Annotated in this window: 19 protein-coding genes and 1 pseudogene; 9 read left to right on the top strand and 11 right to left on the bottom strand. The window is 67.0% G+C overall.

The window, feature by feature from the left end:
* Window positions 1-4 precede the first annotated feature (4 nt).
* The 6 genes from prmA to AC1DP9_RS24630 form a co-directional block, all read right to left on the bottom strand.
* Window positions 5-928 (bottom strand): 50S ribosomal protein L11 methyltransferase, encoded by a 924-nt coding sequence (prmA, locus tag AC1DP9_RS24655; RefSeq protein ID WP_477108732.1) that lies wholly within the window; start codon window positions 926-928, stop codon window positions 5-7.
* 39 nt (window positions 929-967) lie between these two features.
* The gene (accC, locus tag AC1DP9_RS24650) at window positions 968-2,335 is read right to left on the bottom strand and encodes an acetyl-CoA carboxylase biotin carboxylase subunit (protein WP_092298690.1); all 1,368 of its coding nucleotides are present in this window, start codon (window positions 2,333-2,335) and stop codon (window positions 968-970) included.
* A 195-nt stretch (window positions 2,336-2,530) separates the two neighbouring features.
* Window positions 2,531-2,986 (bottom strand): acetyl-CoA carboxylase biotin carboxyl carrier protein, encoded by a 456-nt coding sequence (gene accB / locus AC1DP9_RS24645; protein WP_092298693.1) that lies wholly within the window; start codon window positions 2,984-2,986, stop codon window positions 2,531-2,533.
* A 141-nt stretch (window positions 2,987-3,127) separates the two neighbouring features.
* Window positions 3,128-3,616, bottom strand: a complete 489-nt coding sequence (gene aroQ / locus AC1DP9_RS24640) for a type II 3-dehydroquinate dehydratase (protein WP_441592237.1) — start codon at window positions 3,614-3,616, stop codon at window positions 3,128-3,130.
* A 212-nt stretch (window positions 3,617-3,828) separates the two neighbouring features.
* Complete coding sequence (locus tag AC1DP9_RS24635; RefSeq protein ID WP_092298696.1) at window positions 3,829-4,383, bottom strand: TlpA family protein disulfide reductase; 555 nt, start codon at window positions 4,381-4,383, stop codon at window positions 3,829-3,831.
* Between the two features lie 36 nt (window positions 4,384-4,419).
* Entirely contained in the window at window positions 4,420-5,112 is a 693-nt protein-coding gene (locus AC1DP9_RS24630; protein ID WP_477108731.1) for a UDP-N-acetylmuramate--alanine ligase, read from the bottom strand.
* A 145-nt stretch (window positions 5,113-5,257) separates the two neighbouring features.
* Between AC1DP9_RS24630 and mpl the strand changes: the two genes are divergently transcribed.
* The 7 genes and pseudogenes from mpl to mtgA all read left to right on the top strand — a co-directional run bounded on the left by mpl (window position 5,258) and on the right by mtgA (window position 12,877).
* Entirely contained in the window at window positions 5,258-6,631 is a 1,374-nt protein-coding gene (gene mpl / locus AC1DP9_RS24625; RefSeq protein ID WP_477106044.1) for a UDP-N-acetylmuramate:L-alanyl-gamma-D-glutamyl-meso-diaminopimelate ligase, read from the top strand.
* A gap of 24 nt (window positions 6,632-6,655) precedes the next feature.
* Window positions 6,656-7,273 carry a YqiA/YcfP family alpha/beta fold hydrolase gene (locus AC1DP9_RS24620; RefSeq protein ID WP_477108730.1) on the top strand — a complete coding sequence of 206 codons (618 nt, stop codon included), beginning with the start codon at window positions 6,656-6,658 and terminating at the stop codon, window positions 7,271-7,273.
* A pseudogene (locus AC1DP9_RS24615) lies at window positions 7,270-7,842 on the top strand (chorismate--pyruvate lyase family protein); the annotation flags it as partial. The gene AC1DP9_RS24620 and the pseudogene AC1DP9_RS24615, both read left to right, overlap by 4 nt.
* A gap of 168 nt (window positions 7,843-8,010) precedes the next feature.
* Window positions 8,011-10,149, top strand: a complete 2,139-nt coding sequence (locus AC1DP9_RS24610) for a ribonuclease catalytic domain-containing protein (RefSeq protein ID WP_477106043.1) — start codon at window positions 8,011-8,013, stop codon at window positions 10,147-10,149.
* A 126-nt stretch (window positions 10,150-10,275) separates the two neighbouring features.
* Window positions 10,276-11,205, top strand: coding sequence for an energy transducer TonB family protein (locus tag AC1DP9_RS24605; protein ID WP_454757342.1), 930 nt, complete (start codon window positions 10,276-10,278; stop codon window positions 11,203-11,205).
* Window positions 11,205-12,104: a shikimate dehydrogenase gene (gene aroE, locus AC1DP9_RS24600; protein WP_092298714.1), complete on the top strand. Its 900-nt coding sequence runs from the start codon at window positions 11,205-11,207 to the stop codon at window positions 12,102-12,104. The genes AC1DP9_RS24605 and aroE overlap by 1 nt, the downstream gene beginning before the upstream one ends.
* 71 nt (window positions 12,105-12,175) lie before the next feature.
* Window positions 12,176-12,877, top strand: coding sequence for a monofunctional biosynthetic peptidoglycan transglycosylase (gene mtgA / locus AC1DP9_RS24595; RefSeq protein ID WP_441592375.1), 702 nt, complete (start codon window positions 12,176-12,178; stop codon window positions 12,875-12,877).
* Between the two features lie 36 nt (window positions 12,878-12,913).
* On the opposite strand, the gene corA is transcribed toward mtgA, so the two are convergent.
* Window positions 12,914-13,876 (bottom strand): magnesium/cobalt transporter CorA, encoded by a 963-nt coding sequence (gene corA, locus AC1DP9_RS24590; protein ID WP_092298717.1) that lies wholly within the window; start codon window positions 13,874-13,876, stop codon window positions 12,914-12,916.
* A 511-nt stretch (window positions 13,877-14,387) separates the two neighbouring features.
* Complete coding sequence (locus tag AC1DP9_RS24585; RefSeq protein WP_477108729.1) at window positions 14,388-15,272, bottom strand: DMT family transporter; 885 nt, start codon at window positions 15,270-15,272, stop codon at window positions 14,388-14,390.
* Between the two features lie 218 nt (window positions 15,273-15,490).
* Here AC1DP9_RS24585 and pyrF point away from each other — a divergent pair, with 218 nt between their 5' ends.
* Window positions 15,491-16,309 carry an orotidine-5'-phosphate decarboxylase gene (gene pyrF, locus AC1DP9_RS24580; RefSeq protein ID WP_477108728.1) on the top strand — a complete coding sequence of 273 codons (819 nt, stop codon included), beginning with the start codon at window positions 15,491-15,493 and terminating at the stop codon, window positions 16,307-16,309.
* Between the two features lie 36 nt (window positions 16,310-16,345).
* Here the strand turns inward: pyrF and AC1DP9_RS24575 are convergent, their stop codons facing one another.
* From AC1DP9_RS24575 to thiL, 3 genes are all read right to left on the bottom strand, one after another.
* Complete coding sequence (locus tag AC1DP9_RS24575; protein ID WP_477108727.1) at window positions 16,346-16,843, bottom strand: CinA family protein; 498 nt, start codon at window positions 16,841-16,843, stop codon at window positions 16,346-16,348.
* Between the two features lie 35 nt (window positions 16,844-16,878).
* A complete protein-coding gene (locus tag AC1DP9_RS24570; protein ID WP_092298728.1) occupies window positions 16,879-17,451 on the bottom strand; it encodes a phosphatidylglycerophosphatase A family protein in 573 nt (190 codons plus the stop codon).
* Between the two features lie 99 nt (window positions 17,452-17,550).
* Complete coding sequence (gene thiL, locus AC1DP9_RS24565; RefSeq protein WP_477108726.1) at window positions 17,551-18,528, bottom strand: thiamine-phosphate kinase; 978 nt, start codon at window positions 18,526-18,528, stop codon at window positions 17,551-17,553.
* Window positions 18,529-18,762: 234 nt separating this feature from the next.
* Between thiL and AC1DP9_RS24560 the strand changes: the two genes are divergently transcribed.
* Window positions 18,763-21,087, top strand: a complete 2,325-nt coding sequence (locus AC1DP9_RS24560; protein ID WP_092298734.1) for an NADP-dependent malic enzyme — start codon at window positions 18,763-18,765, stop codon at window positions 21,085-21,087.
* Window positions 21,088-21,371: the final 284 nt, after the last annotated feature.

The following is a 21,371-nucleotide window of genomic DNA, read 5'->3' as shown; positions in this document are numbered from 1 at the left end:
CGAATCAGGAAGGGTTGGCGGAGGAGCTGGCGGCGTCGGCGCGGGTGCCGTGCAGGCAGACCCAGCCTTCCTCGCTGCGCCAGACCGACATGGCCAGCCAGGGCGCATAGGCGGCGGCCACTTCGTCCGCCTGCCGTTCCAGCACGCCCGAGAGGATCAGCCGGCCGCCCGGGCGCACGCGCGCACTGAGCATGGCCGCCATCAGCTTGAGCGGATTGGAGAGGATATTGGCCACCACGAGGTCGTAGGTGGCGTCTGATACGGAATCCGGCAGCGCGAAAGTGGCCGCCACCTGGTTGCGTTCCGCGTTGTAGCGCGACGCCTCCACGGCATTCGGATCGATGTCGATGCCGAGCGTATCGCCCGCACCGAGTTTCTTGGCGACGATGGCCAGGATGCCCGAGCCGCAGCCGTAATCGAGCACGGTCTCGCCGGCCCGCACGTTCTGCTCGAGCCACTGCATGCACAGCCGCGTGGTCGGATGGCTGCCCGTGCCGAAGGCCAGGCCGGGGTCCAGCTCCAGCACCACGGCGTCCGGCTCCGGGGCGTCGTGCCACGACGGCACCACCCAGAGCCGTTCGCCGATGCGGATCGGGGCGAACTGCGACTGGGTCAGGCGCACCCAGTCCTGGTCTTCCACCGCGCGCAACGCGTAGTCCGGCACCGGATCGACATTCAGCGCGTTGGCGGCCGCAGCCACCACGAGCGCCGGGTCGGTCTCGTCGTCGAATAGGGCCACCACGCGCGAGCGGTTCCAGGCCAGCCGCGTCGGCTCGAGCCCGGGCTCGCCGAACAGCGGCTGCTCATCGGGCGTGTCGGCATCGGCGTCTTCCACCGAGACCGACAGCGCGCCGAGGTCGAACAATGCGTCGGACCAGGCCTCGGCCTGCTCCTGCGCAATTTCGATCACACATTCCTGGAAAGCCACGTGATTCCTTGCTGCGACGATGCCGGCCGAGGCGGGGCCTCAGGCCTTCTCGCCCTTGGCCACGGCCTTCTGGGCCAGGCGGTGTTCAAGATAATGGATGCTGGTGCCGCCTTCGACGAAGTTGGCATCGAGCATCAGTTCGCGGTGCAGCGGCACATTGGTCAGGATGCCGTCCACCACCATCTCCGACAGCGCGATGCGCATGCGGGCGATGGCCTGGTCACGCGTGGCGCCGTACGTGATGATCTTGCCGATCATCGAATCGTAGTTAGGCGGCACGAAGTAGCCATCATACGCGTGCGAGTCCACCCGCACGCCGGGGCCGCCCGGCATGTGCCAGGCGGTGATGCGGCCCGGCGACGGCGTGAACTTGAACGGGTCCTCGGCGTTGATCCGGCACTCGAGGGCGTGGCCCTGGATCTGCACGTCCTTCTGGCGGAAGCGCAGCTTCTCGCCGTAGGCGATGCGGATCTGTTCCTGCACGATGTCGATGCCCGTGATCATCTCGGTGACCGGGTGCTCCACCTGCACGCGCGTGTTCATCTCGATGAAGTAGAACTCGTTGTTCTCGTACAGGAACTCGAACGTGCCGGCGCCCCGGTAGCCGATCTTCTTGCAGGCCTCGGCGCAGCGGTCGCCGATGCGCTCGATCAGGCGGCGCGGGATGTGCGGGGCCGGTGCTTCCTCGATCACCTTCTGGTGGCGGCGCTGCATCGAGCAGTCACGCTCGCCCAGCCAGATGGCTTGCCGGTGCTGGTCTGCCAGGATCTGGATTTCCACGTGGCGCGGATTCTCCAGGAACTTCTCCATGTAGACCTCGGGGTTGCCGAAGGCGCGGCCGGCTTCCTCGCGCGTCATGTTGACGGCGTTGATCAACGCGGCCTCGGTGTGCACCACGCGCATGCCACGGCCACCACCGCCGCCAGCGGCCTTGATGATGACCGGATAGCCCACGCGGCGCGCGGTGGCCAGGATTTCCTTGGGGTCGTCGGGCAGGGCGCCTTCGGAGCCCGGCACGCACGGCACGCCGGACTTGATCATGGACTGCTTGGCGGACACCTTGTCGCCCATCAGGCGAATGCTGTCCGAGGTCGGGCCGATGAAGACGAAGCCGGACTTCTCCACGCGCTCGGCGAAGTCGGCGTTCTCCGACAGGAAGCCGTAGCCCGGGTGGATGGCCTGGGCGTCGGTGACCTCGGCGGCCGAGATGATGGCCGGCATGTTCAGGTACGACAGCGGGGACGGCGCCGGGCCGATACAGACGGCCTCGTCGGCCAGCTTGACGTACTTGGCTTCCTTGTCGGCTTCCGAGTACACCACCACGGTCTTGATACCCAGCTCGCGGCAGGCGCGCTGGATGCGAAGGGCGATTTCGCCCCGGTTCGCGATCAGAATTTTTTCAAACATGGTCTCTCTCTGCGAGAACGGGTGCCGGCCCGGCAAGTCGGGCCCCGGCGCGGGGCCGGTGTTGCAAAGCAGGGCGCCACGCGGCGGCCTGAAGCGTGCCAAGCATGGGGGAGCAGGGGCGATGCAGGCCCGCCCCGATCCCCGTGCCGGGGCCGATGGGGCGCGGGCGACGGGGGCGCGGCGGGCAGGCTCGCATCAGCCGATCACGAACAGCGGTTGGCCGTATTCGACGGCCTGGCCGTTCTCGACCAGGATTTCCTTGATCACGCCGGCCTTGTCGCACTCGATTTCGTTGAGCAGCTTCATGGCCTCGATGATGCAGACGGTCTGGCCTTCCTTGACGGTGTCGCCCACGTTCACGAACGGGGCGGCGCCCGGCGACGGTGCGCGGTAGAACGTGCCGACCATCGGCGAGGTGACGACGTGGCCCGACGGAACCTGGGCGGCTTCCGGTGCGGCGGCCGGCGCCATCGGGGCGACGGGGGCAGCGCCCGGCAGGGCCTGCATCTGGGGCATGGCCATCGGGGCGGCGATCACCTGGGGCGGCGCCTTGACGATGCGTACCTTGCCGTCACCTTCGGTGACTTCCAGTTCCGAGATGCCGGATTCGGCCACCAGGTCGATCAGCGTCTTCAGCTTGCGCAGGTCCATCTTCTTATCCTCCAGAATCGGGTTGTCCGGTCTCCTCCCGAGGGAAGGAAACGGCGGCGGTGAGTCATTGATTGGTCTGCCGCGCTGGCCGCGAGGCAGGGTCCGGGCATTCCTGATGCTGTGCCGACGCGCGGGCAGCCTTCAATCGCCCGGGGCCGCGGCCGTCTGCCCCAGCACGTATTCCAGCGCCAGCAGGTAACCCTGCCAGCCCAGGCCGCAGATCACGCCCACGGCCTGATCCGAGAAATACGAGTGATGACGGAACGGTTCGCGGCGATGCACGTTCGACAGATGTATCTCCACGAACGGGATCGCCACGGCGGCCAGGGCATCGCGCAGCGCCACGCTGGTGTGCGTATAGGCTGCCGGGTTGATGAGGATGAAGTCCACCCCCTCGCCGCGTGCTGCCTGGATACGATCCACCAGCGCCCCTTCATGGTTGGACTGGAACGTATCAAGATCCAGGCCAGCCGTGGCGGCGCGTTTTGCCAGCGCATCGTTGATGTCGGCGAGCGTCGTGTGCCCGTACGTCTGCGGTTCGCGCGTGCCCAGCATATTGAGGTTCGGTCCATGCAGGACCAGCACCTTCCGGTAGCGCGCGGCGCCGTTTTCGGCGGGAGTTGAAGACACGGTAGCTCGACCAGATCAACGAAATTGCGCGGAGATTACCGTAGCTTAGAGGGATTTGTCTAGCACGCGATACAAGGCCACGTGGCGTGGCCGGCGCATTTCAGAGTCTTCTCACGGATTTTGGTGTCCGCGCGCTCAGACTGGGGTGGTAGTCACCCCATTGAGCGGAGATCCCGGGCAGTTGGGCCGTGTTTCGGCCCAGAAGCCCGATTTCACGCGCCGGGCAGCACCTTGCGCAGTTCCTCGGCGTGCACGCGGCCCATCTTGCGGTATTTCACCGAGCCGTCGGGGTTGATGACCACGGTATAGGGCAGGCCACCCTGCGCGTTGCCGAAACTGCGCGACAGCTCGGTGCCTGCGAACCCGGCCACGGCCAGTGGATAGGCCACCGGCACCTTCTTGAGGAACTGCTGGATATTGCTGGCCGAATCGATGCCGATGCCGACGAATTCGACGTTGCGCTGGGCATATTCGCCATGCAAGGCCGTCAACTCGGGCATTTCTTCCACGCACGGGCCGCACCAGGGCGCCCAGAAGTTCACCACCAGGGTCTTGCCGCGCAGCTTGGTCAGATCCAGTTCCACCCCGGCGGGGTCCGGCATCTTGGTCTGGAAGAAGGTCTCGACGGCCTGATCGGCCACCGGCTTGGGAGATAACACGAAATGACCGACGATGGCGCCGCCAGCGGCGGCCACGATGGCAACGACGAGCCACAGGCCCAGGCGGGAGCGGCGGATGGGGGTGGAGCCGGGTGCGGAGGCGGTCATCTGGGGGCGCAATCTATATAGAGAGGGTTCGGAGGATCAGGGCGCGGGCGGTTCGGCCGGCTCGGGGGTGCTCAGGGCGCGCACGGCGGCCAGGTCGGCACGCGCGACGCGCCCGCTGGCATCCGCCCGCACGGCGCCGCGTTCATCGATGGCATCGTACAGCGCAATATGAATGCCGACCGGCGCGCCAAGTTCCGCGCGGACCTCGCCGGCCAGCGAGCGGCATTCGCGCGCCGCCGGCCATTGGCCGCGCCACAGGAAGCTCAGCGTCTCCACGTCGCCCCGGCCGGCGAAGTGCCGGCTTTCGCTGGTGTCGAAGTCCACGCCGGCGTTGAGCAGGTGCAGCGCGACGTCCTTGGGACTGTCGCAGAAGCATTGCAGATAGACATCGGAATGCTCGGTGGCCGTGCCGTTGAGCACCGCGCCGACCAGATAAGGCCGGAAACTGACCAGGTCTTCCATCGCCAGCACGGCCAGCCGGCGCAGCAGCGCAAGGATGCGCGGCTGGCTCTCGGCATGGAATAGCGCCTGGTACGCGCGGACTTCTTCCTCGATCATGTCGTTATCAGGCAGCCATTCGCCGGCAACGCGCATGTCGCCGAGCAGCTGCTTGGCAGCCTTGCGCTTGGCGGTGGCGTAGTCGGCGCCGTCCTCGGCGATCATGCGGGCCGCGGCCTGGGCGATTTCCTCGCGTACGCGGGTCGGGTCGGGGATGTTGCGTCTGGACATGCCGCGATGATACGCCGCTTGTCTGGTCGTGGTGCCGGGCTTGGTGCCGCGGCCGGGTGTCGCAGTCCGGGCGGAGGGCTCGGGTACAATCGACCGCTATCCCGCCCGGCGCCCCGGGCGCACGCCATTTCCCCCGACGCATCCCATGCATATTCACATCCTCGGCATCTGCGGTACTTTCATGGGCGGCCTTGCGGTCCTCGCCCGGCAGGCGGGTCACCGCGTGACCGGCTGCGACGCCAACGTCTACCCGCCCATGAGCACCCAGCTGGAAGCCCAGGGCATCGACCTGATCGAAGGCTTCGACCCGTCCCAGCTCTCGCTGGAGCCGGACCTGTTCGTGATCGGCAACGTGGTGTCGCGTGGCAATCCGCTGATGGAAGCCATCCTCGATCGCAATCTGCCGTACGTCTCCGGCCCGCAATGGCTGGGCGAGCACGTGCTCAACGGCAAATGGGTGCTGGCGGTGGCCGGTACGCATGGCAAGACGACCACCACGTCGATGCTGTCCTGGATCCTTGAGGACGCCGGCTACAACCCGGGCTTCCTGGTCGGCGGCGTGCCACAAAACTTCGGTATCTCCGCGCGACTGACACCATCGGACTTCTTCGTCATCGAAGCCGACGAATACGACACAGCCTTCTTCGACAAGCGCAGCAAGTTCGTCCACTACCGCCCGCGCACGGCCATCCTGAACAACCTCGAGTTCGATCACGCCGACATCTTCCCGGATCTTGCCGCCATCGAGACGCAATTCCATCACTTGGTGCGCACCGTGCCGGGTCAGGGCCGCATCCTCGTGAACGGCGTGGAGCCGGCGCTGGCGCGCGTGCTGGAGCGCGGCTGCTGGAGCGAGGTCGAGCAGTTCGGCGTGGGCGACTGGAAAGAGAGCGATGCGCAGGCGCCGGCCCCGGCGGGCAAGGATGCCTTCGATGTCTGGTTCGGCGATGCGGTGCAGGGCACGGTCGTCTGGGACCTGCAAGGCACCCACAACCGCATGAACGCGATTGCTGCCATCGCCGCCGCCCGCCATGTGGGCGTGACGCCGGCGCAGGCCATCGAGTCGCTGGGTCGCTTCGCCAACGTCAAGCGCCGCATGGAAGTGCGCGGCGTGGCCAACGGCATCACGGTCTATGACGACTTCGCGCACCATCCCACGGCCATCCAGACCACGCTCGACGGCCTGCGCCGCCGGGTGGGCAACGCCCGCATCCTGGCTGTGCTGGAGCCGCGCTCCAATACGATGAAGCTCGGCGTCATGGCCGCGCAACTGCCGGCCAGCCTGGAAGGCGCCGATCGGGTGTTCGGCTACGGTGCGCCGGCGGGCAAGGACGCGCTGGGCTGGAACCTCGGTGAGGCGCTGGCACCACTTGGCGACAAGGCCGCCGCCTATCAGGACCTCGGCGAGCTGGTCGCGGCCGTCACGGCAGCCGCCCGCCCCGGCGACCATGTGCTCGTGATGAGCAATGGCGGCTTCGGCGGCGTGCATCAGAAGCTGCTCGACGCGCTCGCCGCCTGATCAAGAATCGACAAGGGTCCGACGATGCTGCTGTATCTGCACGGCTTCCGCTCCTCGCCGCAATCGTTCAAGGCGCGGCTTGTGCAAGAGCGGATGCGCGCCTGGGGCGTGGAGAAATATTTCGCCTGCCCCACGCTCAATGTCTCGCCGGCCCAGGCCATCGCCCAGGCCGAGGCCGCCATCCGGGGCGCCCGCGCCGGGGGCGAGACGGACATCGCCATCATCGGTTCGTCGCTGGGCGGCTTCTACGCGCGCTGGCTGGCCGAGCGCCATGGCTGCCGTGCGGTGCTGCTCAATCCGGCGATCCATCCGTGGACCGACCTGGAGAAGTATCTGGGCGAGCAGCCGCTGTATCACGGCGGCGGATCGGTCGTGGTGGAGCGTAGCCACCTTCAGGAATTGCTCGATCTGCGTGTCGAAAAGATCACAAAACCAGCGCGCTATTACGTGCTGGCGGCGACTGGCGACGAGGTGCTCGACTACCGCGAGATGGTCGAAGCCTGCCCGGGTGCCCACATCCGCATCATCGAAGGCAGCGACCACGGCATCAGCGAGTTCGAAGACTACGTGGACGACGTGCTCGCTTTCTGCGGCTACGGCCCCGGCGGCAAGCTGCCCGCCTCCCGCCCGGACCCGGCATGAGCGATCCGCTGTACCGGACGCCGCGCACCGGCGCGTGGCGGGCGCATTTGCCGTTCGATGCCGACATCCCCTTCAACCTGCGCCGCTGGGTGATCGGCGAGGGCTCGCTGACCGCCCGGCTGATGGCCGCCTCCGCGCAGTTCCGCGTCAAGCGGCTCGCCCAGTCGCTCCAACGGCCGTTTGCCGATGAATGGCGGACCATCGGCCTGATCCGGCCCGTGCCGGCCATCACGCGCGAAGTGCTGCTTATCTGCGACGATGTGCCGGCCATCTTCGCCCATACCATCGTCGATCCGCACCACGCGCCGCGCGACTGGCCGTTCCTGCGCGGCTTAGGTGAGCGCCCGCTCGGTGGGGCGCTGTTTATCGATCCGCGCGTGCGGCGCGAGCCGTTCCAGTTTGCGCGGCTGCGTCCGGAGCATCCGCTGCGGCAGGCCCTGGCCCGCGTGGTGCCGGCCATGCAGGATGTGCCGATGCTGCCCGCGCGGCGCTCGGTGTTCCGGCGCGGCGGCGGCACCATGCTGGTGACCGAGGTCTTCCTGCCAGACCTGCTGCGCCGGCCTGCGCCGGCGGCGGTGCGGTATCATCCGGAGTCCGACCGGCCACATCTGCCGGACCCATTGCCATATGGCGGCCCACGGCGCCCATCCATCACGGGCGGTCCGTCGACTCTGCCCGGGAACCCGCTCCCACGCTCACGCGGTGACGGCGCCCGGCATTTCTGAAAGTACCGATCCATGCAGTTGCTGTTTGAAGAAGGCGGCGAAATTCGCGCCGGCACCGTGCTCGCCCAGCAGGGCGAGGCCTACCAGGTAGAATTGCCAGCAGGCAAACGCACCAAGGTGAAGGCGCGCGACGTGCTGCTGCAGTTTGCCCAGCCGTCGGCAATCGAAATGGTGCGGCAGACAGGCGACCTGACCGCCGACATCGACCTCGACTTCCTCTGGGAATGCGCGCCGGCCGAGGAATTCGGCTTTGCCGAGCTGGCCGCCGAATACTACGGCGCCGATGCCGGCCCGGTGCAGCAGGCCGCGCTGGCCATGGCGCTGCATGGCAACCCGGTCTATTTCCGCCGCAAGGGCCGTGGCCGCTACCTGCGCGCCCCGGAAGACCAGCTGCAGGCCGCGCTGGCCGCAGTCGAACGCAAGAAGCAGCAGGCGCTGGTGCAGGCCGGCTATGAAGACCAGCTCAAGGCGCGGACGCTGCCGGACGCGTTCCGGGGCAAGGTGCTGCAACTGCTGTTCAAGCCGGACAAGAACAGCCTCGAATTCAAGGCGATGGACGCCGCCTGCACGGCGCTCGGCATGACGCCGATGCGGTTGATGGTGGCCGTGGGCGGCGTGTCCAGCCCGCGCGCGCTGCACGAGGCCAAGTTCCTCTCCGAATGCTTCCCGAAGGGCACCGGCTTCCCGGACGTGGACGTGCCGGAGCCGGGCGGCGACCTGCCGCTGGCCGACGTGCAGGCGTTCTCGATCGACGATGTGACGACGACCGAGATCGACGACGCGCTGTCCGTCACCGAACTCGACGGCGGCAAGCTGCGCGTGGGTATCCACATTGCTGCGCCGGCGCTGGGCATCAAGCGTGGCGATGCGCTCGACGCCATCGCGCGGCATCGTCTGTCCACGGTGTACTTCCCGGGCGACAAGATCACCATGCTGCCGGACCCCATCGTGGAGCGCTACACGCTCCAGGAAGGGCGCACCTGCCCGGCGCTGTCGCTCTATGTGACGGTGGACCCGAACACACCGGACGGCATCGCCATCACCGCCAGCGAAACCCGCGCCGAGCGGGTGCCGATTGCCGCCAACCTGCGCCACAACCTGCTCGAGGACGTGGTGACCGAGGCCGCGCTGGCCAACGGCACCGGCGACTACCCGTTCCGCTCCGCGCTGACGCACCTGTTCCACCTGGCCAACCACCTGCATGACGAGCGCCAGCGCGCGCGCCTCGCCAGCGGGCTGCGGCCGGAGTCGCACAACCGGGCTGACTACAACTTCTATATCGATCAACTCGAAGGCGGCGCCGAGCGCGTGCGCATCGAGCAGCGCCGCCGGGGCTCCCCGCTGGACAAGATCGTGGCCGAGCTGATGATCCTGGCCAACAGCACGTGGGGCAAGCTGCTGGCCGACCACGGCGTGCCGGGCATCTATCGCACCCAGAAGGCGTGGGGCATGCACCGTACGCGGATGCAGACCTACCCGGCGCCGCATGAGGGGTTGGGCGTGGCGCAGTACGCGTGGAGCACCTCGCCGCTGCGCCGTTACGTCGATCTGGTGAACCAGTGGCAGATCCTGGCGGTGGCGCAGCATGGCGTCACGGCCAAGCTGGTGGCGCCGTTCAAGCCCAAGGATGCCGACCTGCTGGCCGCTGTGGCGGACTTCGAAGGCACCTATGCGGCCTATGCCGAGCACCAGTCGACGATGGAACGCTACTGGTGCCTGCGCTGGCTGGCCCAGGAAGGCCGCGAGAAGCTGATGGCGACCGTGCTCAAGGAAGGCGCGGTGCGCTTTACCGAGATTCCGCTGGTCACGCGCGTGGCGGAACTGGCGCAGGCGGCCCGGGGCACCCAGGTGCTGCTCGAGATTGCCTCGACGGACGAGATTTCGCTGGAAGTGTCGTGCCGCGTGCTTGAGGTCTTCGCCGGGGAAGGCGAAGTCCCCGAGGAAGAGCTGGAGAGCGACGAGGAGGCGGCGGAGGTGTCGGCCGAGGCCGCTGCCGAGGCGGCGGCCGAAGATGCGGCGGAAGCGGCTGCCGAGGGTGGCTCGGAAGGGGCGCCGGAAGGCCAGGAAACCCCGGCCGGGGAGGGCGCCGAGCCCGCTTCGGACGACGAGGCGTCGGCGCCACGCGACACCGGGGCCGGCCCGACGGCCTGACCCCTTCGGAAAAGCAATCCGCTCCCTTACAATCGAAGTCTGATCCGGCCAACCCCGCCTGCGGTGGGGTGGCCGCCCTTCGTATTCACTGTCTGCATTTTCCGGACGCTCCCGCCCACCGCCATCGTGAACGCCGTTCTTGTTGCTCCCCGCCATCCCCTGCAGTGGTGGCATTCCAGCGGCACGCTGGCCAAGGCGCTGGCCGTGTCGGTGGCCATTCACGCGCTGATCCTGATGGTGCGGATTGCCGCGCCCGAAGTCTTCGAGATCAAGCGGTCCGATCCGCAGCTCGACGTGGTGCTGGTCAACTCCAAGTCCGCCGAACGCCCCCGCAACCCGACCGTGCTGGCCCAGGCCAACCTGGACGGCGGCGGCGACCACGACGCCCAGCGTGCCACCACGCCGCTGCCGGCGCAGACCGAGTCCAAGGATGGCGACCTGATGCGGCTGACGCAGCGCCGCATCGAGCAACTGGAAGAAGACCAGCGCCGGCTGATGACGCAATCGCGCGAAGCCGCGCCGAGCGTGCGCAGCCAGCCCGTGAAGCCGGGCGAACAGCAGCAGCCGGCCCCCACGCGTGGCCAGGACGACCGCACCGCCGTGACCGAGATGGCACGGCTGGAGGCCGAGATCGGCCGGAACCTGGAGCAGTACGCCAAGCGGCCCAAGCGCATGCAGCTGACCGCGACCAGCGCGCAGGGCGTGGACTACGCCCAGTATTACGACCGCCTGCGCCGCAAGATCGAGACGCGCGGCACGAGCGACTTCCCCCAGCGCAATGGCAAGCCGCTGTACGGCCAGCTGATCCTGGTGATCAACGTCAACCGGCTCGGCAAGCTCGGCTATAACCGCGACGGCTACAACGTCGAGTCCATCGACGTGGCCAAGAGTTCGGGCGACCCCGCGCTGGACCGCCAGGCCGTGGCCATCGTGCGCGCCGCCGCGCCGTTCGGCGCCTTTACCCCGGAAATGCAACAGCGCCAGGACATCCTGGAAGTCATTTCCACGTTCAAGTTCACGCGGAGCGGGCTCGACGTCCGCCTGCAACCCCGTTGATGACCACAGACCTGACTTCCCAGCCGAACCCGCCCGTGCAGCAAGACCGCTACGTGGTGGTGGGCAACCCCGTTTCGCACAGCCGCTCGCCGGCCATCCACGCCGCCTTCGCGCGCCAGACCGGCGAAGCCGTGCAGTACGACCGCCTCGAAGCACCGCTCGGCGCCTTTGCCGACACGGTGCGCCGCTTCCTGGCCGAAGGTGGCCACGGCTTCAACGTGACCACCCCGTTCAAGCTGGAAGCGTACGACCTGGCCGACCGCCTGACCCCGCGCGCCGAAGCCGCGGGCGCGGTCAATACGATGTGGATCGAGGACGGCTTGATCCATGGCGATAACACCGACGGCGTGGGCCTGGTCCGCGACATCCAGGACAACCTGGATGTGCTGCTGGAAGACAAGCGCATCCTGCTGCTCGGCGCCGGTGGCGCGGCCATGGGAGCGATGCTGCCGCTGATCGAGTGCCGTCCGGCGCGGATCGTGGTGGCCAATCGCACCGCTTCCAAGGCGAGCGATATGCTCGAGGAATTCGTCGAAGCGGCCGACCAGTACAACGTGGAACTGTGGGGCGGTGGGCTGGACGCGCTGTCCGCCCTGAGCGAGGAAGAGCGCTGCGACGTGGTGATCAACGCCTCGTCGAGCAGCCTCCAGGGCGAAGTGCCGCCCGTGCCTGACTACCTGCTGGGCGAGGGCGTGCTGGCCTACGACATGATGTACGGCGCCCGTCCGACCGTGTTCCTGGCCTACGCCGCCCAATGGGGCGCGCGCACCAGCGACGGCCTGGGCATGCTCGTGGAGCAGGCCGCCGAGGCGTTCTACAACTGGCGCGGCGTGCGGCCCAACACTGTCCCCGTTCTCGCGGAATTGCGAGCCGGGCTCCAGGCCGAAGCCGCCCGCTGAGGCCACCCGGCTTGGCGCGCCAGCGGACTTCCTCCCGATCGCCGGCGCGTGCCGGCAGCGCGGCCAATCCGCTGCGCTGGCTCGGCTATCTCGCCGGCTGCCTGGTGGCGGGCGTGCTGGCGATGCAGCTCTACTTCTTCCTCCAGATTGCCGCGTGGCAGGTCGTGAACCCATCGTCCACGACCTTCATGCGCGCCGAGCGCTGGCGGCTCTGCGGCGCCAATGTCTGGAGTTGCGGGGTCGAGCGCGAGTGGGTGCGCTACGACGACATCTCGCGGCACCTGAAGCGCGCGGTCATCGCCAGCGAGGACGCGGATTTCGTCAATCATCCCGGCTACGACCTCGACGCGATGCTGACCGCCTGGGAGCGCAACAAGCAGCGCGGGCGCATCGTGCGCGGCGGGTCGACCATCACGCAGCAGCTCGCCAAGAACCTGTTCCTGGCGCCCGAGCAGCACTACCTGCGCAAGGGCCAGGAGCTGGCCATCACGTGGATGCTCGAGTTCTGGCTCGACAAGCAGCGGATCTTTGAGATTTACCTGAATTCGGTGGAGTGGGGCGAGGGCGTCTTCGGTGCCGAGGCCGCCGCCCAGCACTACTTCCATACGTCGGCCGCCAAGCTAGGCGTGGGGCAGGCCGCGCGCCTCGCGGCGGCGCTGCCGGCGCCGAAATGCTTCGACAAGAAGACATATTGCGCCAACGTGCACGTCAACTTCCGCGTCAAGGCGTCGATCATCGCGCGCCGCATGGGCGCGGCCACGCTGCCGGACTAGCGCTTCCGGCAACGGGCGCTGGCGCTGGCACTGACTTCAGCTCAGCCAGCCCTTGCGGCGGAAGTAGATCAGCGGAATCGCCGCCGACACGGCCATCAGCGCGATGGCCCACGGGTAGCCCGCGGCCCAGTCCAGTTCCGGCATCAGCTTGAAGTTCATCCCGTAGATGCTCGCGATCAACGTCGGCGGCATCAGCGCTACCGACACCACCGAGAACAGCTTGATGATCTTGTTCTGGTTGATGTTGATGAAACCGACCGTCGCATCCATCAGGAAGTTGATCTTGTCGAACAGGAACGCGGTGTGGTTTTCGATGGAGTCGATGTCGCGCAGGATCTGGCGGGCCTCGTCCTGCTGCTCGGCGGACAGCAGCTGGCTGCGCATCAGGAACGACACCGCGCGGCGCGTATCCATGACGTTGCGGCGAATGCGGCCGTTCAAGTCTTCCTCGCGGGCGATGGTTTCCAGCACGTCGGCGGCGGCGGCATCGGTCACGTTCTCGGCCAGCACCCGGCGGCTGGCTTCCTCCAGCCGCTCGTAGATCTCCTCGATGGAGTCGGCGGAGTACTCGGCGTCGGTGGCGTACAGGTCCATCAGCACGTCCTTGGCATTGCGCACCGAACCCGGCCGCATGCGCGCGCGCAGGCGCACCAGCCGGAACACCGGCAGATCCTCGTCGTGGATGGAGAACAGCACGTCGCGCGTGAGCACGAAGGCCACGCGCACGTTGCGCGACGCCTCGTCCTCGGCCAGCAGGAAATCGGTGCGGATGTGGATGTTCTCGTCCTCGCCCTCGAAATACCGGGCGGACGCTTCCAGGTCACCGAGGTCCTCGAGTTCCGGCAGGACGACGTTATAGGCTTCCTTGATCCATGCCAGCTCCTCGTCGTCGGGGCTGACGACGTCGATCCAGATGGGCTTGTGCTGCAGCAGCTCATTGCGCTCGTCGACCTGCTCCTGGGCAAGCCGGCCTTTCTGCAGGACGAACAGGTTGATCATCCCTGGGTTCCTTGTTACTGATGGCGCGGTTGTCGATGCATCGAAGACAGGCGCAGGCAAGGCAAGCCAGCCGGGTGACCATGGCGCGGCCACGGGCAAGCGTGATCGCGCTGCGGACGGCCGCAACAAAGCGGCGCGCGGGCAAGGCGATGGCGTTTGCCTGGGTTTGGCTGGCTGGCCGGGAGAGGGAAGATCCGAAGCGCGACACGGCAGTCAGGGCGACGGCCGCAGGGGGAAACGGAAAGACACTCACCCGCAGGTGTCTGCGGGCAAGGACGGCGATAAGCAAGGGCAGGGCCCCGCGGATCGTCGTTACGCAGCCCGCAGTGACATGGCATCCGACGATGTCGCGGTACGACCGCGGCAACTCGAACACCCGATGCTACTGCCCACGTACTTTCTCCGGGATTCTGATGGCCGCGAGTGTAATCCAACGCAGGGGGGCTTGTTAAGCGAAATCTCATCCCGCGCGCCACCCGTTGCGCGCCGCGAACGCCGCCCTACGTTTGGCTTACAGGCGGCGGCGCAGCAGCGGGGCCAGCATCACCGAAGACAGCGCCGCGAACATCAGCACGATGGCCGCGTAGTCCTGCCAGTGCGGCGTCTCGCCGAGCAGCCACATGCCCGAGAAGACCCCCACCACGGGGATGAACATGATCGACAGGCTGGACACCACCGGCGGCAGGCTTCGCGCCAGCGCGAACCAGACCAGGTGGCAGTAGGCGAAGACCACCACGGCGTTGTAGGCGATGGCGCCCCATTCCACGGCCGTGGGCATGCGCCAGCCCGACTCCAGCAGCAGCGTGCCGAGGCCCAGGAAGGGCAGGGTGATGGCCAGCATCCAGAACGTGAGCGCGCCGATGGGAATATCCACCTGGGTCCGCTTCATCAACTGGGTGCCGAGGCCCCAGCCGGCCGCCGCCACCAGCATCAGCAAGGTGCCGGCCGGGCTGCCGGTGAGCGCGGCGATCTCGCCCGAGAGCAGCAGCACCGTGCCGGCCAGCGCGCAGGCGATGCCGATCCAGGCGGACAGGGCGATGCGGTCCCGGAACAGCACCAGCCCCCAGACCACGGCCCAGATCGGCATGGTGTAGCCGAGGATGGCCGCGCGGCCCGAGGACAGCATCTTGACCGCGCAGATCGCGAACAGGTGCCAGATCACCATGTTCGGGATGGCCAGCTTGATCACCATCGGCCAGCTGGCGCGCGGTACGTGGAGGGATTCCCCGCGCAGCTTCAGCGCCAGCCCCAGCGCCGCCAGCCCGCCGGCCATGCAGAGCAGCCGGAAGCCCATGGCCGGGAAATGGGCGACGCCCACCTTCATGATGGGCCAGTTGATGCCCCAGGCGAGCGTGAGGATGACGAGCAGGACGATGCCGCGGCGATCGAGGGTCATGGGAGGCGAGACGGGATTTGGCGACGTAGCGAGGTCGCTCTTATTAAGCGGGAGCGCAAAACCCGAAAACGATAGCACGCAACGGGTAAAATTGCGCCAACGCCATATATCGTGCGCCGGACCGCGCTGCCGGCGCCCCGCGACAACCGGCCGGCGCGCCGCCGCGTTATCCTTGGATAACGTCCGGCCCCCGGGCCTTACCCAACATCGAGCATCCCATGACTTTCACCGAGCAGCTGTCCGCCGCATGGCAGCGTAACGATTCCCTGCTGTGCGTCGGCCTCGATCCGGACCCGGCCAAGCTGCCGCTGTCCCTGACCAGCGCGGGCGGCGCGATTTTCTCGTTTTGCCGGGAGATCGTCGACGCCACGGCCGACCTGGTCTGCGCCTTCAAGCCGCAGATCGCCTATTTCCATTCGCAGCGCGCCGAGGACCAACTCGAGCAACTGATCGAGTACATCCACGATGCCCACCCGGGGATTCCGGTGATCCTGGATGCCAAGCGCGGTGACATCGGCTCCACGGCCGAGCACTACGCCGTGGAGGCGTTCGAGCGCTACCGCGCCGATGCGGTCACGGTCAGCCCGTACATGGGGTTCGATTCGATGTCGCCGTACCTGGCGCATCCGGGGCGGGGGGTGATCGTGCTGTGCCGGACCTCCAACCCGGGCGGCTCGGACGTGCAGTTCCTGCAGGTCGACGGCAAGCCGCTCTACCAGGTGGTGGCCGAGGCCGCGCGCGAGCGCTGGAATACTAACGGGCAGATGGGGCTGGTGGTCGGCGCCACGTTCCCGAATGAAATCGCCAAGGTGCGCCAGATCGTGGGTGACATGCCGCTGCTGATTCCGGGCATCGGCGCGCAGGGCGGGGACATCGAGGCCACGGTGAAGGCCGGCCGCACTGCCGACGGCACCGGCATGATGATCAATTCCTCGCGCGCCATCCTGTACGCGAGCCGTGACAAGGATTTCGCCAAGGCTGCCCGGAATGTGGCGTTGCAGACGCGCGAGACCATCAACCGCTATCGTCACGGTTAAACGACGATCAGCGGGATAGCCGCCGAAGCGGGCAGCTTACTGCTCGTTTCGGATCAGTTCGAGCAGGCCGCGCATGGCGTGCTCGGCGGCCTGGCGGCGGATCTGGGCGCGATCACCCTTGAACCGCTGCGTCTGCGTCAGCGTGGTGACGCGGTTGCTCCAGCCGAAACAGACCATGCCGACGGGCTTTTCCGGCGTGCCGCCGCCCGGGCCGGCCACGCCGGTAATCGCCAGCGACACCTGCGCGCGGCTGTTCAGCAGCGCGCCCTCGGCCATGGCATGGGCCACTTCCTCGCTGACCGCGCCATGATCGCGGATCAGCTTCGCCGGCACCCCCAGCATCGTGGACTTGGCTTCGTTCGAATACGTGACGAAGCCGCGCTCGAACCAGCCCGACGACCCGGCCACATCGGTGATCGCGGCGGCGACGAGGCCGCCGGTGCACGATTCCGCCGTGGCAAGCATCAGCGAATGTTCCGCAAGGACGGATCCGGCCTGGATGGCAAGCTGGTCAAGCAGGCGACTGACGGACATATCGACGAATCCTTATTTGACGATGCGATGCCCGCTCAGAACGAGCGCCAGAGCGCGAACACGAGCAGGGTGTAGAAGGCCGCGAAGATGTCGTCGAACATCACGCCAAACGCGCCGAGCAGGCCGGGGCCCTTGAGCGTGCGGTCGTAGTAGGCGATGGGTGCGGGCTTGGCGATGTCGAACAGGCGGAACCACAGGAACGCCGCGAACTGGCCCCAGAAGCCGGTGGGGGTGACGAACAGCAGCACCAGCCAGAACGCCACGATCTCGTCCCAGACCATGCTGCCATGGTCATACACGCCCATATCGCGCGCGGTACGCCGGCACGCCCAGATGCCGACGAGGAAACCGCCGGCGATGATCCAGAGCCACGTGGACGGCTCGATCCACATCGAGATCACAACGAACGACAGCCAGCCGTACAGCGTGCCGACCGTGCCCGGGCTGACCGGCGACAGCCCCGAGCCAAAGCCGAGTGCGATGGCGCGTGCGGGATGGCCGAGCATGAAGCGCGCGGTGGGGCGCGTGACGCGCGCGGTTTGTCCCGCTTCCAGCGTGACGGGGGGAACAGGGTCGCGCGGCGCGGCCCCGGGAGGATAGGCGGACATCAGGAGTTGGCTCGTCTGTCTTGCTTTTGTCATATGGCGCGCGGCGGTGGCTCCCGCCGAGCGCATGGCGGCATCATGACATGGCTCGTGCGCGAAGTGTCAGGAAGCGAAGTGGTCGAACGCGGTGCCGCTGAAGGCGTAGGGATTGCCGTCACCATCCACCAGGCGCAGGCCCGGCTCCGGTGTGATGCTGCCGGCACGCGTCAGCGGCAGGCCGAGTTGCCGGGAGATGCCGGCGATGGCTTCGCGCGCGCCGACGGGCGCCGTGAAGCACAGTTCGTAGTCATCGCCGCCGGCCAGTACGCATTCGCGCTGGCGCGCCAGCGGCTGGGCGCCGAGCACTTCGGAGCGAGGCAGCGCATCCACGTCGATGATCGCGCCCAGCGCCGACCGGGTGAGGATATGGCCGAGGTCGCCGATCAGCCCGTCCGAGATATCGAGCGCGGCATGGGCGATGCCACGCAGCGCCATGCCCAGCGCCACGCGCGGGGTGGGGGTGTCCATGCGCGGCCGGATGATCGTGAAATCCGGCTCGGGCAGCAGCCATTCGCCCCGGCAGTCGCCCAGCGCCAGGCGGGCGTCGCCGAGGGTGCCGGAGATCCAGATATCGTCGCCGGGCCGCGCGGCATCGCGGCGCAGCGCCTGACGGCCGGGCACATCGCCGAACACGGTGATGCACAGCGTGAGCGGTCCCTTGGTCGTATCGCCGCCGATCAGCTCGCAGCCGTGGGCATCGGCCAGCGCCAGCATGCCGGCGGCCAGTTCGGCCAGCCAGGCGGGGTCCGCCTCGGGCAAGGCCAGCGCGAGCGTGAAGGCGCGAGGTTCGGCGCCCATCGCGGCAAGATCGGAGAGGTTGACCGCCAATGCCTTGTGGCCGAGCGCACGCGGGGGCACATCGGGGAAGAAATGGCGGCCGCTGACCAGCATGTCGGTGCTAATGGCCAGTTGATGGCCCGGACGGCCCTTGATCAGCGCGCAATCGTCGCCCACGCCCAACGCGGCCTTGTGGACTGGCCGGGTGAAGAACTGGCGGATCAGGTCGAATTCGGAAAGCGGGGCGCTGGCGGGGTCCGGCATGGGGGATGGGCGTCTGGCGAAAAAAGCCGTGGGAGATTACCGGTGGTCAAGCCCTTCGGCATGCGGCATATTGTACCGAAACGCAAAGCTGCCCCGCGCAAAACGCTTATTGTGAAATAATATTTCACAATATAAAATGCGCAGTTCAAAAAGCAGAGACAGCGGGTACGTGGAGCCGGCCCGCTCGGTTTTCCGCGAATTTCAGTGCGGCTCCACCGATCGGAAGATGCGCAGATGACCAGTCCTCAGCAGTCCCCGTCCCAAGACGATCTGAAACAACAGCAGCGTGAGGCGCTGCGCAAGGCCGCGCTCGAATATCACGAGTTTCCGACCCCGGGCAAGATCTCCGTCACCCCGACCAAGCCGCTCTCGAACCAGCGCGACCTGGCCCTGGCTTATTCGCCAGGCGTTGCCGCCGCTTGCGAGGAGATCGTTGCCGATCCGGCCAATTCCTTCCGCTACACCGCGCGTGGCAACCTCGTTGCCGTGATCACCAACGGCACGGCCGTGCTGGGCCTGGGCGACATCGGCGCTGCAGCCTCGAAGCCGGTCATGGAAGGCAAGGCCGGCCTGTTCAAGAAATTCGCCGGTATCGATGTGTTTGACATCGAGATCGACGAAAAAGACCCGCAGAAGCTGGTCGATATCATTGCCTCGCTCGAGCCGACCTTCGGCGGCATCAACCTTGAGGACATCAAGGCGCCGGAATGCTTCTACGTGGAGCGCACGCTGCGTGAGCGGATGAAGATTCCCGTCTTCCACGACGACCAGCACGGCACCGCCATCGTGGTGGGCGCGGCGGTCATCAATGGCCTGAAGGTGGTGGGCAAGGACATCTCCGAGGTCAAGCTGGTCGCCTCGGGCGCCGGCGCGGCCGCGCTGGCCTGCCTGGACCTGCTGGTGGACCTGGGCCTGCCCATCGAAAACATCTGGGTGACCGATCTGGTCGGCGTGGTCTACGAAGGCCGTACCGAGCTGATGGACCCGGAAAAGGCGCGTTTCTCGCAGAAGACCGACAAGCGCAAGCTGGCCGAAGTCATCGATGGCGCCGACATCTTCCTGGGCCTGTCCGCAGCCGGCGTGCTGAAGCAGGACATGGTCCAGCGCATGGCCGACAAGCCGCTGGTGCTGGCACTCGCCAATCCGAATCCGGAAATCATGCCGGAACTGGTCAAGGAAGTGCGTCCGGACGCCGTGATCGCCACGGGCCGTACCGACTACCCGAACCAGGTCAACAACGTCCTCTGCTTCCCGTTCATCTTCCGCGGCGCGCTCGATTGCGGCGCCACGACGATCACGCGTGAAATGGAAGTGGCCGCCGCGCACGCCGTGGCCGAACTGGCGCGCCAGGAACAGAGCGACATCGTGGCGACGGCCTACGGCATCCAGGACCTGTCCTTCGGTCCGGAATACCTGATCCCGAAGCCGTTCGATCCGCGCCTGATCGTCAAGATCGCCCCGGCCGTGGCCGAGGCCGCCGCCAAGTCCGGCGTGGCCGCGCGTCCGATCGAGGACATGGACGCCTACCGCCTTCAGCTCCAGCAGTTCGTGTACCACTCGGGCACGCTGATGAAGCCGATCTACGCGGCAGCGCGCAAGGTCGAGATGGAGAAGAAGCGCATCGTCTTCGCCGAGGGCGAGGAAGAGCGCGTGCTGCGCGCAGTGCAGGTCATCGTCGACGAAAAGCTGGCCAACCCGATCCTGATCGGTCGTCCGGCCGTGCTGACGCACCGCATCGAGCGCTTCGGCCTGCGCCTGCGCATGGGCGTGGACTTCACCGTGGTCAACCCCGAGCACGACGAGCGTTTCCGGGATTATTCGGAAAGCTACTACAAGATGATGGCGCGCGAGGGCATCACCCAGCAGTACGCCAAGCTGGAGATGCGCCGCCGTACGACGCTGATCGGCGCCATGCTGGTCAAGAAGGGCGAGGCCGATGGCATGATCTGCGGCACGGTCAGCACCACGGCCGCGCACCTGCGCTACATCGACCAGGTGCTGGGCGGCACGAACAAGGTCTACGCGGCCATGAACGGGCTGGTCCTGCCGGGCCGCCAGATCTTCCTGGTGGACACCCACGTCAACATCGACCCGACCGCCGAGGAACTGGCCGAGATCACGATGATGGCGGCGGAAGAACTCAAGCGCTTCGGTATCGAGCCGAAGGTGGGCCTGCTGTCGCATTCGAACTTCGGTACATCCGAGGCGCCTTCGGCACGCAAGATGCGCGATACCCTCGCCATCCTGCGCGAACGCGCGCCGGAACTCGAGGTGGATGGCGAGATGCACGGCGACAGCGCGCTCGACCAGAAGCTGCGTGATTCGCTGGTGCCGGACGGCGCGCTGGTGGGCGAGGCCAACCTGCTGGTGTGCCCGAACATCGACGCAGCCAACATCTCGTACAACCTGCTCAAGGTGGCGGCGGGCAATAACGTGGCCATCGGCCCGATCCTGCTCGGCGTGAAGGAGCCGGTGCACATCCTGACGCCGTCGGCAACGGTGCGGCGTATCGTCAACATGACCTCGCTGGTCGTGGTGGATGCGGCGGCCAAGCGCTGAAGTCGGGTATTTGCCACGTGGTATCAGGAAAGCCGGGTTCGCCCGGCTTTTTTCATGCAGCCGTTCGGGGTATCGTATGCAAGGTTAGTATGCGCCCACATCCAAATAACATATTGAAACAATTGAAGATTTCCGGCGCGGCGGCGCGCAGGGATTGATTATTGGTGGACATGCGCGTAACCTTACGGCTTTGAATGCAGGCGCTCGTCCCGGGCGCGCCGGTGCCCGCGAGCAGGTTTCGCGCGCCGGAATGACCGTCCAACCAATATTTCGATAACGTGGGA

Source organism: Cupriavidus sp. 01L43, assembly GCF_056399925.1.
Note: the sequence above shows the minus strand (reverse complement) of the source record. Positions and strands in the feature narration are given on the sequence as shown.

Excerpts from the sequence above, each read along its gene's own strand:
- accC (WP_092298690.1), bottom strand. The coding sequence starts at position 2,335 with ATGTTTGAAAAAATTCTGATCGCGAACCGGGGCGAAATCGCCCTTCGC.
- accB (WP_092298693.1), bottom strand. The coding sequence starts at position 2,986 with ATGGACCTGCGCAAGCTGAAGACGCTGATCGACCTGGTGGCCGAATCC.
- AC1DP9_RS24635 (WP_092298696.1), bottom strand. The coding sequence starts at position 4,383 with ATGACCGCCTCCGCACCCGGCTCCACCCCCATCCGCCGCTCCCGCCTG.
- AC1DP9_RS24630 (WP_477108731.1), bottom strand. The coding sequence starts at position 5,112 with ATGTCCAGACGCAACATCCCCGACCCGACCCGCGTACGCGAGGAAATC.
- mpl (WP_477106044.1), top strand. The coding sequence starts at position 5,258 with ATGCATATTCACATCCTCGGCATCTGCGGTACTTTCATGGGCGGCCTT.
- AC1DP9_RS24620 (WP_477108730.1), top strand. The coding sequence starts at position 6,656 with ATGCTGCTGTATCTGCACGGCTTCCGCTCCTCGCCGCAATCGTTCAAG.
- AC1DP9_RS24610 (WP_477106043.1), top strand. The coding sequence starts at position 8,011 with ATGCAGTTGCTGTTTGAAGAAGGCGGCGAAATTCGCGCCGGCACCGTG.
- aroE (WP_092298714.1), top strand. The coding sequence starts at position 11,205 with ATGACCACAGACCTGACTTCCCAGCCGAACCCGCCCGTGCAGCAAGAC.
- corA (WP_092298717.1), bottom strand. The coding sequence starts at position 13,876 with ATGATCAACCTGTTCGTCCTGCAGAAAGGCCGGCTTGCCCAGGAGCAG.
- AC1DP9_RS24585 (WP_477108729.1), bottom strand. The coding sequence starts at position 15,272 with ATGACCCTCGATCGCCGCGGCATCGTCCTGCTCGTCATCCTCACGCTC.
- pyrF (WP_477108728.1), top strand. The coding sequence starts at position 15,491 with ATGACTTTCACCGAGCAGCTGTCCGCCGCATGGCAGCGTAACGATTCC.
- AC1DP9_RS24575 (WP_477108727.1), bottom strand. The coding sequence starts at position 16,843 with ATGTCCGTCAGTCGCCTGCTTGACCAGCTTGCCATCCAGGCCGGATCC.
- AC1DP9_RS24570 (WP_092298728.1), bottom strand. The coding sequence starts at position 17,451 with ATGTCCGCCTATCCTCCCGGGGCCGCGCCGCGCGACCCTGTTCCCCCC.
- thiL (WP_477108726.1), bottom strand. The coding sequence starts at position 18,528 with ATGCCGGACCCCGCCAGCGCCCCGCTTTCCGAATTCGACCTGATCCGC.
- AC1DP9_RS24560 (WP_092298734.1), top strand. The coding sequence starts at position 18,763 with ATGACCAGTCCTCAGCAGTCCCCGTCCCAAGACGATCTGAAACAACAG.